Source organism: Microbacterium sp. ZW3a (assembly GCF_057167165.1).
In genome coordinates, this window is record NZ_CM169903.1 from 1,021,380 (window position 1) to 1,035,367 (window position 13,988).

Genomic DNA, 13,988 nt, shown 5'->3' on the forward strand with positions numbered 1-13,988 from the left:
GGCGTCCTCGGCCGTCAGTCGATGATGCGGCAGTGGGTCGTCAGCTCGCCGATGCCGTCGATGCCCACCGTGACGGTGGAACGGTCGCGCAAGAAGATCTGGGGATCGCGGGAGTACCCGGCGCCGCCCGGACTCCCGGTGGAGATGAGCGTGCCCGGCAGGAGTGTCGCCGACTCGGACAGCCGGTTCACGAGCGTCGCGACCGAGCGCACCATCTGACCGGTTGAGGCGTCCTGCACCGTGTGACCGTCCACGACGGTCCAGATGTGCAGGTTCTGCGGGTCGGGGATCTCGTCGGCGGTGACGACGAACGGCCCCGTCGGCGTGAAACCGTCGAACGACTTGCAGCGCGACCACTGCGCCTCGGAGAACTGGATGTTGCGCGCCGTGATGTCGTTCACGACGGTGTACCCCCACACGTGGTCGAGCGCGTCGGCCTCGGCGATGTCGCGACCGGGCCGGCCGATGATGACGCCGAGCTCGGCCTCGTAGTCGACGGCTTCGCTCAGCGCGCGGGGCCACGAGGTCGTGGCCTCGTGCGCGGTGAGCGAATTGGGCCACAGCACGAACACCGTGGGTCCGGCATCCGTTTTCAGTCCCAGCTCTCCCGAGTGCGCCGCGTAGTTGAGCCCCACCGCGAGGATCGCCGGGGGAGCGAGCACGGCCGAGGCGAAACGCGCGCCGGCGAGCGGGTGTCGCGGGGCGGCGTCCGCCGTCGCCCGCACCCGTTCGAGGAGGGCGTCGCCGCCGGCGATGAGCTGCTCGAGCGTCGCGGGAGCGCCGGCGAAGAACTCGTCGACGAACGCGTACTCCTCGCCATGGACACTGACGAGACGAGGGGCATCCGCCGCCTCCGGGAATCGGACGTGGGCGAAACGCATGCCCCCACGCTACCGAACGAGGCGCCGGGCGTGTCGTCGCAACCCCGGGGGCGAGCGGTGCCCCGCCCCTAGGCTGAGCGCATGAGCTACCCGTCCCCGCTGTGGCAGCCCGGCCCGGGGGAGCCCGCGCGCATCTCCGACGCCCCTCCGGCCTCCGTCGCCGGCGCCTCCGCCGCTCCTCCGCGTGTGCGCCGCGGCGGCATCGTCCTGTGGATCGTCGCGGTCCTCCTGGTGCCGGTCCTCGCCCTGTTGGTGGTCTACTTCGTGCGGTTCCTCGGGCCGGCGGCATCCATCGTGGGCGTGTTGCTGGCGGCCGTCCCCTTCGCCGTCGTGGTGTTCGTGGTGCATCTGATCGATCGATGGGAGCCCGAGCCGCGGCGGCTCCTGGTGTTCGCGGTGGCCTGGGGAGCGATCGCGTCGGTGGCCATCGCCCTCGGGGTCGACGCCCTCCTGTCGCTTCTCGGGGCCGGTTTCGGCGACGCCTTCAGCTCCGTGATCCAGGCGCCGATCGTCGAGGAAGTAGCCAAAGCCCTGGGACTCCTCCTGCTCTACGCCGGTGCGCGCCGGTCGTTCGACGGCCCGGTCGACGGGATCGTGTACGGCGCGCTGATCGGCGCGGGCTTCGCCTTCACCGAGAACGTGCAGTACTTCGCGATCAGCTTCATCGAGGGCGGCGCCGTGCAGGTGGGCGGGGTGTTCTTCCTGCGCGCGGTGCTCTCGCCCTTCGCCCACGTGATGTTCACCAGCCTCACGGGTTTCGCGCTCGGTCTCGCCGCGCGTCGGTCGCTGCCGACCGGCGCCGCGCTGCGTTACGCCTTTCCGGGGCTGATCGGCGCGATCGTCCTGCACGCGCTGTGGAATGGGTCGGCGACCTTCTTCAATTTCTTCGAGCTCTACGCGACCCTTCAGGTGCCGCTGTTCGTGCTGTTCCTGCTCGGCATCCTGATGCTGCGTCGCGAGGAGGCGAGGGTCACGCGCGCGCGACTGGGCGAGTACGCGGCCGCGGGGTGGTTCACGGCCCAGGAGGTCGACATGCTGGCTACGGCGCCGGGTCGCCGCTCGGCGCGGGCGTGGGCGCGCACGCTGCCCGGTGACCGTTCGGCGGAGATGAAGACGTTCATCCGGGATGCCACGGCTCTCGCCACCGCGCGTCAGCGCGCGCTCTCGGGGCGCGATGCCACCGCGGCGGCCCAGGAACGGGCGCTCCTCGAGCGCACGGCGGCGGCCCGCGCGGCGCTCCTGGCGCCGTAATACCGCCCCTGCGCGAGGGGGTCTTGACACCGCCCGGCGGGCGGAGCACCATCGATACAGACCAACTCAGCGCTCGGGAGACACGCAGGCATCGCCGCGGCACCGGGCGCTGAGTCTTGTCACGGGGGCTTGCCTCCGGCCTCGCGCGTGCTTGGATGGACGTATGACTGATCGCACCAAGCCGGAGTTCGACGCTCCCAGCGGCCCCGCCCCCTCCGACCTCGTCATCCGCGACCTCATCGTCGGCGATGGCGACGAGGCGAAGCCCGGCGACACCGTCACCGTGCACTACGCCGGTGTCGAGTACGAGTCCGGCGAGGAGTTCGACTCGTCGTGGGGACGCGGCGAGAGCATCCAGTTCCCCCTCCGTGGCCTCATCCAGGGCTGGCAGGACGGCATCCCGGGCATGAAGGTCGGCGGTCGCCGCGAGCTCGTGATTCCCCCGCACCTGGCCTACGGCCCCGCGGGTGGGCACTTCCTCGGCGGCAAGACGCTCATTTTCATCATCGACCTGCTCAAGGTCGGCTGACCGGTCGTTTCACCGGACGTTCACGAACCCGAGGGAGCTGCGGCCCCTCGGGTTCGTGTTTTTGCACGATGGTGGAATACATTCGGATGAATGAGAGTTGGACCTCGGCAGGACGCCGTACCGGCTCCCCAGACTCAAGGAGTGAAATGACTGACACGACCACCCTCGACATCCCCGGCTACAAGGCGGGCACCTGGGTCCTCGACCCCTCGCACAGCGAGGTGACCTTCTCGGTGCGTCACATGATGATCTCGAAGGTGCGTGGCACGTTCGGCGTGAAGAGCGCCACGATCGTGGCCCCCGAGAACCCGCTCGAGGCCACCGTCGAGGCGTCCGTCGATGTCACCTCGGTCGACACCAAGGACGAGGGCCGCGACCAGCACCTGCGCTCGGCCGAGTTCTTCGACATCGAGACCTACCCGACGATGGACTTCCGCTCCACCGGTGTGCGCCTCGAAGGCGGCGACATGCTCGTCGACGGCGACCTCACCATCCGCGGCATCACCAAGCCCGCCACCTTCTCGCTCGACTTCGGTGGCTTCGGCACCGACCCGTGGGGCAACTACAAGGCCGGCGCGACCGCCAAGACGGTCATCAACCGCGAAGACTTCGGTCTCACCTGGAACGCCGCCCTCGAGACCGGCGGCGTGCTCGTCGGCAAGGACGTCACGATCGAGCTCGACCTGCAGCTCTCGCTCCAGGCCTGACGCGTTTCTTCTTCAACGGCCCCGGATGCTGTGGCATCCGGGGCCGTTGTCGTTCTCACGCGACGACTCGGCGCCGCAGACGCACCCGCTCCTGGACGAGCAGGATGCCGAGGAACACCACCACGGCCCCCACCGGCTCGTTCCACGTCAGTCGCTCGCCGAGCACGAGGATGCCGAGGGTCACTCCCACGACGGGGGTGATGTACGTGACGGTCGACGCCCGCGTCGGTCCCCACGCGCGCAGCGTGTTCTGGTTCCAGACGTACGCGATGCCGGTGCCGAGCACGCCGAGGGCGACGATGCTCAGGACCACGGGCAGGCTCGGCCGGATCGGCTCGGCGAGGATCACCGGCGACAGCAGCAGCATGAACACCGCGGCCGGACCGATGTACCCGAAGGCGAACGCGATGCCGGACAGGCCCGCACCGCCGAGGAAGCGGCGCATGTAGGCCAGGCTCACGCCGTAGCAGGCGGTCGCGCCGAGGAGGGCGATCTGCGCGACGGTGCTGTCGCCGACCTCCGACACCGCGCCCGGCGCGATGATGACGGCCACCCCGGCGATGCCGATCGCAATCCCGGCCAGCTGCCCCGCGCGCAGGCGCTCGACCCGGAACACCGCCGCCGCCATGATCGCCGTCATGATCGGCGTCGTGGCGTTGAAGATGCTCGCCAGCCCCGACGACACGTGCTGCTCGGCCCAGGCGAACAGCAGGAACGGGATCACGCAGAACGTCACCGACAGCACGCACAGGTGCGCCCACACCCGGCGGCTGCGGGGGAGTGGCTCCCGGCGGATCGCGACGATCGCGCCGAGGGCGAGGGCCCCGAAGAGCAGGCGTCCGCCCGCTACCTGGGCGGGTGTCATGCCGGTGAGGGCCACGGCGATGAACAGGAAGCTGGAGCCCCACACCACGCCGGTGAGCACGAACTGCACGGCGATTGCGACGGGGGAGGGGGAGGGGGAGGGGGAGGGGGAAGGACCGGATGCCACGATCCCGACCATAAGCCCCGCGTCAGCGCCGCGACGGCCGGGGCGGGCGCGACGTCCGGAATCCGCCGACGGTTGGCCGGGTGACCGCGTCGGGGTCTTACGGCACGGGGTGGAGCGCGTCATACTGCCGGAAGCGCGGAGACAGACGCACCAGCACTCCCACGAGGGCGAGGATCAGGATGCCACCGAACAACGGAGGCACCCACAGGGCGGTGAGGGTCGCGACGGTGCCCGCGTAGAGCGCGCCGATGCGCGGTCCGCCGGCGACCACGACGATGAAGATGCCCTGCAGACGCCCGCGCATGGCATCCGGAACCGCCGCTTGCATCATCGTCGAGCGGTAGATCGCGCTGACATTGTCGGCGGCGCCCGAGACGGCCAGCGTGATCGCCGCGAGGGTGATCAGCACGATCGCGCCGGAGCTCTCGCCGGTGTCGGCGGGTCGCATCCAGCCGAGTGTCGCCGCCAGCAGCACGAGTCCGAACGCTCCGATTGCGAGGCCGTACACCTGGATGGCGCGTTCGATGCCGAGGCCCTGCCGGCGCACGCGGCCGACGGGGCCCGAGAACAGGCTCGACAGGAACGCGCCCGCCGCGACCGCCGCCGTCAGGATCCCCGTCGTGATCGCCCCTCCGCCCAGCAGTACGGCGCCGATGGCCGGGAACAGGGCCACCGGCTGGCCGAAGGTCATCGCGACGATGTCCAGCAGATACTGCAGCCGGATGTTCGGCGCGCGCCGCAGGAACCGCGCGCCGTCGCGGAAGGACTCCAGGCCCGGGCGGACGATCTCGCCCTCCGGTCGCAGCCGCGGCAGCGACCACAACCCCAGGAACAGCGACGTCATGAGCAGCACGTCGAGCGAGTAGGTCCACGCGTACCCGGCGACCGCCACCAGCACACCGGCCAGGGCCGGGCCGGCCATGACCATGATCACCCACGGTGACGCCCTGCAGAGCCGCCGCGGCAGGCAGCAGATCGCGCGGCAGGAGCCGCGGGGTGATCGCCGACTTCGTCGCCAGGACGATCGAGTTGGCGGCGGAGTTGACCACGCTCAGGACGAACAGCCAGCCGACGGTCTCCAGGCCGGTCCACGCGAGTACGGCCAGGAGAGCCGTCGAAACGAAGGTCACCGACGCGGCGATGAGGGCCACGGTACGGCGGTCGAAGGCGTCGGCGAGCATCCCGCCGTACAGCCCCGCCGCGACCATGGGGAGGAGCCCGGCCACGGCGATCATCGACACGGCGAACGTGCTCTGCGTGAGCGCGAACACGTGCAGCATTACCGCCACGATCGTGAGCTGCCCGCCCATGCCCGAAAGGGTCGACCCGATCCACAGGCGGGCGAACGCGGGCGAGGTCGTGAGGGGGCGCAGGTCGATCAGCGCCCCGGTATGGCTCACGCGTCGACCTCGACGCGCTTCACGCGGGCGGTGTGGCCGCGCACGATCTCGACATCGCGCGGGGCGACGCCGAAGTGCGCCGCGAGGGCTCGCACCACTCCGGTGTTCGCCGCTCCGTCGACGGCTCGCTCGCGCACGTGCACGACGAGACCGTCGGGTCCGTCTTCGACGAGGGGGCCGCGCCGGCTGCCGGGCTTGACGCGGACGGTGATGTGCACGCGTCGAGGCTACATCCGCCTCCGATTTCTCCGGTCCCGCCCGAGGTCGTGCGCGCGCCGCCGGGCTGGTAGACTCATGCGGTTGCCGTTGGATCGGCCGCGGATAAAGAGAGCCCACGTATCAGGCGTCGGGCGCCGCGCAACAAGAGGAAGGGGATCCCATCTATGGCACTCGAAGCAGACGTCAAGAAGGCGATCATCGAAGAGTACGCGACGCACCCCGGTGACACCGGATCCCCCGAGGTGCAGGTCGCGATGATGACGCAGCGCATCAAGGACCTCACCGAGCACCTCAAGATCCACAAGCACGACCACCACTCGCGCCGTGGACTCTTCCTGCTCGTCGGTCAGCGCCGTCGCCTGCTGGGTTACCTGCAGGATGTCGACATCAACCGTTACCGCTCGCTCATCGAGCGTCTCGGTCTGCGTCGCTAATCGCACTAGCGTTCTATCGCGCAAAACATTCTTGGAAGGCCGCCCCACGGTGTGGGGCGGCCTTCGTCATTCCCGGCTGCGCCCGGCGCGGCGTGGGGGCGTGACGCTCCGGCGCGGCGTGGGGCCCCGGCATCCATTGATAAACGCTTCCTGCGCCGAAACACGCTCTGCGAGCGCGTTTTTGGGCGCAGGAAGCGTTTATCGGGAGTGAGGGCGGGGTCAGGATGCCGCGCGGGCGGCGACCAGGTCGGGATGCCAGCGCTCGGCGACGTCGGGGTGGGCGCGCAGGCGTGACTTCAGGGCGTTCTCGCCGTAGGTGGCGTAGATCGGGTTCGTCGGGTCCTGCGAGACGCCGCGGGCCTCGGCGGCCAGGTCGGCGGGCAGATCGATGATCGGGAGCACCGCGTCGAGGGCCGGGTTGAAGAAGAACGGCACCGAGATGCGCTCGTCGGGGAACCGCGGCGAGATCACGCGGTGGTTCGTCGCCGTGAGGTAGCCCTGCGTGGCGTACTCGAGGAGTTCTCCGATGTTGACGACGAAAGCGCCGGGCACCGGGGGAGCGTCGACCCATTCGCCGTCGCGCTGCACCTGTAGCCCGCCCTTTCCGGGCTCGACCCACAGCAGCGTCAGCACCCCCGAGTCCTTGTGGGCACCGACGCCCTGCTGAGGCGTCGGGTCGTCTTTCCCGGGGTACCGCACGATCTTGATGAGCGTCTGCGGATCGCCGAAGTGGGGGTCGAAGTGCTCCTCTTCGGCGCCGAGCGCGAGGGCCCAGGCGCGCAGGAGGGTCCGGGCGATCTCGGTCAGGCGGTCGTGCCACTCGGTCACCACGTCGCGGAGCTCCGGCTGCGCGGCGGGCCACAGGTTGGGCCCGACGAGGCGGTTGTACCCGGGACCGTCGGGATCGCTCAGCGCGGCACGCTCGGGTCCCATGTCGATCTGCTCGCGCCAGTCGACGCGTCCCTGCGTCAGCTCCCCTCCGACGCGGGTGTACCCGCGGAAGTGCGGGCTCGTGACGTTCTCGATCGCAAGTTTCTCGGCCTCGGGCAGGGCGAAGAAGTCCTTCGCCGCCTGCAGCAACCGCGCCTCGAGCTCGGGGCTGACCCCGGTGCCGGTGAGGTAGAAGAAGCCCACGTCGCGGGTCGCGGTGCGCAGATCGTCACGGAAGCGGGCGGCGGCCTCGGGTCCCTGGTCAAGGAGCGAGAGGTCGAGGATCGGGAGGTTCAACTCGGACATGCGATGAGGCTAGATGTTGTGCCCAGGCAGGTTGTTTGAGATCCGGCTGATGGGCGGGAGCTTGCCGATGGCGGTGTGGGGCCTGTGGTGATTGTAGAAGTGCAACCAGGCGGGCAGCGCGGCCCGGCGCGCTGACTCGGAGTTGTAGTGCTTCGAGTAGGCCCAGCCGTCTGCCAGGGTGCGGTGGAAACGCTCGATCTTGCCATTGGTCTGCGGGCGTCGTGGCCGAGTGAACTTCGGCGTGATCCCGAGGTTGTTGCAGGCGTGCCGCCAGGCGTGCGACCGGTAGGCCGATCCGTTGTCGGAGAGCACTCGCTCGATGGTCACGCCGTGGTCGGCGAACCACGAGACCGCTCGGCGCAGCACGCCGATCGCGGTGTCAGCTCGTTCGTCGTCATGGATCTCGGCGTAGGCAACGCGGGAGTGATCGTCGATGACGGTGTGCACGAACGCGTGGCCGATCAGCGGGTCTCTGTTTTTGCCCTTGCGTCGGTTCGGTTCCGTCGCCGCACGGTTCTTCATGCCTTGGGCTCGGCCGACGAATCGCCAGCCACCGCCGATGGGGATGTTGCCAAGCTTCTTCACATCGACGTGGATCAGAGACCCCGGACTCTCGTGCTCATAACGACGCGCCGGCTCGCCCGTCCGCACGTCAACGTGCGTGAGCCTGTTCAGCCTGCAACGCACCAGCACCGCATGAACAGTCGACGCGCTCAGCCCGAGCCGCCCAGCGATCTGGACCGGTCCGAGCCGCTTCCTGATCCGCAGGTGCACGATCTTCTTCACCACTGGCTGCGACGTTCGGTTCGGATGCGAGTGCGGCCGACTCGAACGATCGGTCATGCCTTCGGGACCGAGTTCGACATACCGGCGAGCCCATTTCGCCGCTGTCGGATATGACACCCGAAAGAAATGCGCGGCGGCAGCGACCGGCCAGCCGTCATCGACAATCTGCCGGGCAAGCCGAAGCCTTTGGCGCGGCGTGAGCGCCGCATTAGCGTGAGACACGAGAACCTCCTGGTTCAGAGCGGAAGCGGTAGCAGCTCCACTCTGCCGGGAGGTTCTCGTCACATCACGGCAACCAGGTCAAACAACGTCCCTGGGCACTACAGCTAGATCGCCTCCGGGCGTGCGAGGCGAATATTGCCGAGGGTTACCGTCCGCGGGCCCGTGGTGCCGCGCTCTCGGTTGATCGCCGCGCGCGGCAGCCCGAGGGCAGGGGCGAAATCCCCGGTGACGCGAGGAAATGCGGATGCCACGGCGAACATGACGCGCGTGCCCGGACGCCCGCGCCGCGTCGGTCATGCCCGCCGATCGGCGGGCATCCCCCGCTGATCGGCGGGGTGCGCGGAGGGGCCGTGTATGCGTAATGTGGCGTGGTCAGGTGAGGCTGTCCTTACCTTTATCCCGCAGCGTCGCGGCATCCACCGAAATACCGAGAGTCGATCCGCCCGTGCCCGCCACCTTCTTCGCCACCTTCCTCGTCGGCCTCCGCGAGGGTCTCGAGGCAGCCCTCGTCGTCGGCATCCTCGTGGCGTACCTCACCCGGATCGATCGCCGTGATGCGCTGCCGCGCCTGTGGGCCGGGGTGGGTCTCGCCGTCGCGCTCGCCGTGACCATCGGTGCGATCTTCACCTTCGGCGCCTACATGCTCACCTTTGAGGCGCAGGAGCTGATCGGCGGCTCGCTGTCGCTGCTGGCCGTGGCGATGGTGACGTGGATGATCTTCTGGATGCAGCGCGCCGGCCGCACGCTCAAAGCGGGGCTCGAGGGCGGTATCGACCGCGCCCTGCGCGGTGGCGTCTGGGCGCTCGTGGCAATCGGATTCGTCTCGGTCGCGCGCGAGGGCATCGAGACCACGCTGCTGCTGTGGTCGATGGTGCAGTCCTTCGGAGCGTCCCCCTTTGCTCTCGTCGGGGCCGTCGTCGGCCTGGCGACGGCGGTCGTGCTGGGCTGGCTCATCGCCCGGGGCATGCTTCGCCTGAACCTCGGGCGCTTCTTCACCTGGACCGGCGCCTTCCTCATCGTCGTCGCCGCGGGCGTCCTGGCGTACGCGCTCCACGACCTGCAGGAGGCGGGAGCTCTGCCCGGGCCCTTCGGCGCGGGCGCCCCCCTGGATCCCGCGACGGGTCTGGTCGCCATCGGCTGGGCGGGATTCCCGCTCGGTTGGGCCTTCGACCTCTCGGCGGTCATCGCCCCCGGCTCGGCTCTCGCCGCCCTGCTCCAGGCCACCGTGGGCTTCATGCCCCAGATGACGTGGTTGCAGGTCATCGCCTGGGTGCTCTACGTGGCCGTCGTCGTCCCGCTCTTCGTGCGCGGCGTGCGGGCGAATCGTCGCCCCGCGCCCGCGGCGTCTCCCCCTCCCGATGCCGCGCCGGTCGTGGCATCCGCCCCTCACCCGAACGGAGCATCATGAACCCGACTCGCCTCCTCGCGGCCACGGCCGCAGCCGGCGCGGCCGTCCTCGTCCTCTCGGGCTGCGTCGCCAAGACCGATGTCGCCTCCTCCGGCGCCCTCACCGTCACCTCGACGGCCGACGGGTGCGACGTGTCGGCATCGACCGCCTCCAGCGGCACGCTCGCCTTCGACGTCGTGAACCAGGGCGACCAGGTCACGGAGTTCTACCTGCTCGCCTCCGACGGTCTGCGCATCGTCGGCGAGGTCGAGAACGTCGCTCCGGGCGCGTCGCGCACGCTCACCGTCACCGCCCAGCCGGGCGACTACGTCACCGTCTGCAAGCCCGGCATGATCGGTGACGGCGTCGGGCGCGCGAGTTTCTCGGTGACCGGTGACGCCGTCACCGTCGAGGGACCGGATGCCGAGCAGAAGCAGCGGGCCGTCGACCTCTACGCCGCGTTCGTCAAGGATCAGGTCGGTCAGTTGCTGCCGGCCGTCCAGACCTTCGCCGCTGCCTACGAGTCCGGTGACGACGAGGCCGCCCGCGCGCAGTTCCCGCAGGTTCGCGCATACTACGAGCGGATCGAGCCGATCGCCGAGGCGCTCGGCGACCTCGACCCTCGGATCGACTACCGCGAGGTCGACGCCGTGGCCGAGGGGCTCGCGTGGACGGGCTTCCACCGCATCGAGAAAGACCTCTGGGTGCCCGCACCCGATGCGCTCAACGCCGACGGCGTGACGCCGGCCTGGCAGGGCTGGGCGCCCTCGACGCCGGCCGAGCGCGCCTCCTACGGCGACACGCTCATCACCGACACGCAGGAGCTGTACGACTACGTGCACTCCGACGAGTTCCTCCAGACCCTCGACGCGCAGGGCGTCGCCGGCATCTCGAACGGCGCGATCGCGCTCCTCGATGAAGTCGCCACCGGCAAGATCAGCGGCGAAGAGGACTGGTGGTCGGGCACCGACCTGTACGACTTCGCCGCGAACGTCGAGGGGTCGAAGATGGCGTTCTCGCTCGTGCGGGACTTCGCCGAGTCCAAGGGCGACAAGGGCGCCGAGCTCGTCACGCGCATCGACACCGGCTACGCCGACCTCGACGCGGCCCTGGCCACCTACGGCTCGGCCACCGCGGGCTTCGTGCCCTACGCCCAGCTCACCGAGGCCGACAAGCGTCAGCTCACCGACCTGCTCAACGCGCTCGCCGAGCCGCTCTCGCAGCTCACCGTGACCGTGCTGGAGTGACGTGAGCGACGACGAGAGCACCCCTGAAGGGCTGTCGCGTCGCGGCCTCCTCGGCCTGGCCGTGGGGGCCGGGGCGGCGGGCCTCGCGGCCGGCACCGGTGCGGGGCTGGCCGGGGGCGTCGCCCTCGGCCGCGCACGCGAGCGCGACGCCCGTGACGCGGCGGTGGCGGGCGGTGGCATCCATCAGCCGGGGATCACGACCCCGGTGCAGGACCACCTGCATTTCGCGGCGTTCGACATGATGGCGCGGACGACCCGTGACGACCTCGCCTCGCTGCTGCAGGACTGGACGTATGCCGCGACGCGCATGATGCAGGGGCTCGAGGTCAGCGCGACCGGAGCCGTCGGTGGCTCGCCCGAAGCGCCGCCGGACGACACCGGTGAGGCGCTCGGGCTCCCGGCGAGCAACCTCACGATCACGTTCGGGTTCGGGCCGTCGCTGTTCGACGACCGTTTCGGACTCGCCGCCGAGCGACCGCCCGGACTCGAGCGCCTGCCGGCGTTCCTCGGTGACGACCTCGATCCCGAGCGGTCCGACGGCGACCTGTGCATCCAGGCGTGTGCCGACGATCCGCAGGTCGCGGTCCACGCGATCCGCAACCTCAGCCGCATCGCGTTCGGCCGGGCGCGCATCCGTTGGTCGCAGCTGGGCTTCGGCCGCACGTCCAAGACCACGAGCGCGCAGGCCACACCCCGCAACCTCTTCGGCTTCAAAGACGGAACGGCCAACATCCTCGCCGACGACACCGCCGCCCTCGAGGCGAACGTGTGGGTGTCGGCCGACGAGGGGCCGGCGTGGCTCGCGGGCGGGTCGTACCTGGTCGCGCGCCGCATCGCGATGCTCATCGAGACGTGGGACCGCGTGCGCCTGTCGGAGCAGGATCGCATCATCGGACGCGACAAGGGTGCGGGCGCCCCGCTCTCGGGCGGCGACGAGTTCACCGCCCCCGACTTCGCCGCGACGGATGCCACGGGGACGCCCCGCCTCGACGTGCAGAGCCACGTGCGCCGCGCGCACCCCACGACCAACGGCGGCATCCGGATCCTCCGCCGCGGTTACAACTTCGTCGACGGGAACACCGACCTCGGGCGGCTGAACGCCGGACTGTTCTTCCTGTCGTTCCAGCGCAGCCCCGACCGCTACATCACGCTGCAGCGGAGTCTGTCAACGGATGCCATGAACGAGTACATCCGCCACGTCGGCTCAGGGCTGTGGGCCGTGCCGCCAGCCCCGTCCGCTGGGCAGTCGGTGGGCGCGGGCCTGCTCGGCGCCTGACGCCGTCCGCCCGCGCATCGGCCGTGCGGCATCCGGCGTGCGGATCTGGCGTGCGGCATCCCGCGTGCGGCACTGGCGTGCGGATCGGGCGTGCGGCGTCGGGCGTGCGGCATCGGGCGTGCGGATCGGGCGTGCGGTATCCGGATAAACGCTTCCTCCGCCGGCAAACGCTCGCAGAGCGCGTTTTTCCGCGCCGGAAGCGTTTATCGCGGGGAGGAGGTGCGGGATGCCGCGGCCCCGCGGCCGTTGCTGAGGGCGGGGTCGCGGAAGAGCCAGGGCAGGCGGGGCTCGACGAGGGGGCGGAAGACCCACCGCACGGGGCGGCTCGAGAGCGCCACGGCGATGGCGACGCTCGCCACCGCGACGACCGGGATCCACACGACGGCCGGTTCGAGACCCCGCAGCACGCCGGACTGGCGGAAGGGGTAGAGCACGAACGTGTGGAGGAGGTACACGTACATCGTGTACTTTCCGAGCGACGTCCACGCCGTCTGGCGTCGGGGGACGAGCGCGAGGAACGCCGCCATCAGCACGAGCGCCAGCGCGATGATCGCCAGCCGTACGGCGCCGGCCCACCACTGCGGGGCATCGAGGTCGACGTAGGCGTCGACGAAGAAGAACCAGGTGCCCAGGCGCACCTCGCGCCAGACGTCGATGAACGCGAACGCGGCGATGCCGGCTGTCGCGAGCACGATCACCGCGCCCCCGCGGAGCCACATCGGCCGTCGATCGAGCAGCCCGAGTCGTGCGACCACGTCGTGCTCGCGCAACCACCATCCGAGCGTGAAGAAGGGGAGGAGGCCGAGGAGCCGCGAGAGCGAGAACGTCGAGTCGATGCTCGGCAGGTAGCCGGCGACGATCGAGATGCCCAGCGCCCACCAGAACGGCCCGCGCAGCAGTGCCAGGTACGGCAGCACGAGGCGGAACAGCGCCAGGGCGAGCAGGAACCACAGCGTCCACGCCGGTTGGGCGGGGTCGAGGTTCGTGCGGCCCGTGGCGAAGAGCTGCACGAGCGTCCAGATCGCCTCGAAAATGAGGTACGGCGCGACGAGGTCGGTGATCACGCGGGCCATCCGCCGGCGCGTGGGTTCTTCGGCCGAGGAGAAGTACCCCGATACCAGCGCGAACAGCGGCATGTGGAACGCGTAGACGAGCAGGTACAGCGCTTCGGCGGCATCCGAGTCGTACGTCAGCCGCTGGATCGCGTGCCCGAAGACGACGAGGACGATCGCCGCGAAGCGCGCGTTGTCCCAGAACGGCACGCGGGTCTTCGCGGGCGCGGGGGTCATGGCATCCGGGGTCGTCATCGCGCGCCACGATAGCCCGCACCGTTCGCTGCGGTCGACGGGGGTGGGATCGGGATGCCGATGGGGTAGGGAATAGATCTCGCGGCGCTGCGTTCTCCCATGTATATTCAGATGC

At 70.0% G+C, this 13,988-nt stretch carries 13 protein-coding genes and 1 pseudogene; 7 read left to right on the forward strand and 7 right to left on the reverse strand.

Annotated elements, in window-relative coordinates; translation table 11 throughout:
* Positions 1-14: 14 nt before the first annotated feature.
* Positions 15-881: a fumarylacetoacetate hydrolase family protein gene (locus ACU6WY_RS04730; protein WP_483821308.1), complete on the reverse strand. Its 867-nt coding sequence runs from the start codon at positions 879-881 to the stop codon at positions 15-17.
* An 81-nt stretch (positions 882-962) separates the two neighbouring features.
* Here ACU6WY_RS04730 and ACU6WY_RS04735 point away from each other — a divergent pair, with 81 nt between their 5' ends.
* The 3 genes from ACU6WY_RS04735 (at position 963) to ACU6WY_RS04745 (ending at position 3,368) form a co-directional block, all read left to right on the forward strand.
* Positions 963-2,132, forward strand: a complete 1,170-nt coding sequence (locus tag ACU6WY_RS04735; RefSeq protein ID WP_483821309.1) for a PrsW family intramembrane metalloprotease — start codon at positions 963-965, stop codon at positions 2,130-2,132.
* 163 nt (positions 2,133-2,295) lie between these two features.
* Entirely contained in the window at positions 2,296-2,661 is a 366-nt protein-coding gene (locus ACU6WY_RS04740; RefSeq protein ID WP_483821310.1) for an FKBP-type peptidyl-prolyl cis-trans isomerase, read from the forward strand.
* A gap of 146 nt (positions 2,662-2,807) precedes the next feature.
* A complete protein-coding gene (locus ACU6WY_RS04745) occupies positions 2,808-3,368 on the forward strand; it encodes a YceI family protein (RefSeq protein ID WP_483821311.1) in 561 nt (186 codons plus the stop codon).
* A 55-nt stretch (positions 3,369-3,423) separates the two neighbouring features.
* Here the strand turns inward: ACU6WY_RS04745 and ACU6WY_RS04750 are convergent, their stop codons facing one another.
* From ACU6WY_RS04750 to ACU6WY_RS04760, 3 genes and pseudogenes are all read right to left on the reverse strand, one after another.
* On the reverse strand, positions 3,424-4,359 hold the full coding sequence (locus ACU6WY_RS04750; protein WP_483821312.1) for a DMT family transporter: 936 nt from the start codon (positions 4,357-4,359) through the stop codon (positions 3,424-3,426).
* Positions 4,360-4,456: 97 nt separating this feature from the next.
* A pseudogene (locus tag ACU6WY_RS04755) lies at positions 4,457-5,669 on the reverse strand (MFS transporter).
* A gap of 86 nt (positions 5,670-5,755) precedes the next feature.
* A complete protein-coding gene (locus ACU6WY_RS04760) occupies positions 5,756-5,977 on the reverse strand; it encodes a DUF167 domain-containing protein (protein ID WP_483821313.1) in 222 nt (73 codons plus the stop codon).
* A 165-nt stretch (positions 5,978-6,142) separates the two neighbouring features.
* Here ACU6WY_RS04760 and rpsO point away from each other — a divergent pair, with 165 nt between their 5' ends.
* Positions 6,143-6,412, forward strand: coding sequence for a 30S ribosomal protein S15 (gene rpsO / locus ACU6WY_RS04765; protein WP_013583433.1), 270 nt, complete (start codon positions 6,143-6,145; stop codon positions 6,410-6,412).
* Positions 6,413-6,631: 219 nt separating this feature from the next.
* On the opposite strand, the gene ACU6WY_RS04770 is transcribed toward rpsO, so the two are convergent.
* Both ACU6WY_RS04770 and ACU6WY_RS04775 read right to left on the reverse strand, forming a co-directional pair.
* Entirely contained in the window at positions 6,632-7,648 is a 1,017-nt protein-coding gene (locus tag ACU6WY_RS04770; protein WP_483821314.1) for an isopenicillin N synthase family dioxygenase, read from the reverse strand.
* A gap of 9 nt (positions 7,649-7,657) precedes the next feature.
* Positions 7,658-8,656: an IS481 family transposase gene (locus ACU6WY_RS04775; RefSeq protein ID WP_483821315.1), complete on the reverse strand. Its 999-nt coding sequence runs from the start codon at positions 8,654-8,656 to the stop codon at positions 7,658-7,660.
* Between the two features lie 445 nt (positions 8,657-9,101).
* Here ACU6WY_RS04775 and efeU point away from each other — a divergent pair, with 445 nt between their 5' ends.
* The 3 genes from efeU to efeB are packed head-to-tail and all read left to right on the forward strand — an operon-like array spanning position 9,102 to position 12,566.
* Positions 9,102-10,064: an iron uptake transporter permease EfeU gene (gene efeU / locus ACU6WY_RS04780; RefSeq protein WP_483821316.1), complete on the forward strand. Its 963-nt coding sequence runs from the start codon at positions 9,102-9,104 to the stop codon at positions 10,062-10,064.
* Positions 10,061-11,290 carry an iron uptake system protein EfeO gene (efeO, locus tag ACU6WY_RS04785; RefSeq protein ID WP_483821317.1) on the forward strand — a complete coding sequence of 410 codons (1,230 nt, stop codon included), beginning with the start codon at positions 10,061-10,063 and terminating at the stop codon, positions 11,288-11,290. The genes efeU and efeO overlap by 4 nt, the downstream gene beginning before the upstream one ends.
* Position 11,291: 1 nt before the next feature.
* Entirely contained in the window at positions 11,292-12,566 is a 1,275-nt protein-coding gene (efeB, locus tag ACU6WY_RS04790; protein ID WP_483821318.1) for an iron uptake transporter deferrochelatase/peroxidase subunit, read from the forward strand.
* Between the two features lie 203 nt (positions 12,567-12,769).
* Here the strand turns inward: efeB and ACU6WY_RS04795 are convergent, their stop codons facing one another.
* A complete protein-coding gene (locus ACU6WY_RS04795; protein ID WP_483821319.1) occupies positions 12,770-13,873 on the reverse strand; it encodes an acyltransferase family protein in 1,104 nt (367 codons plus the stop codon).
* Between the last annotated feature and the right edge of the window lie 115 nt (positions 13,874-13,988).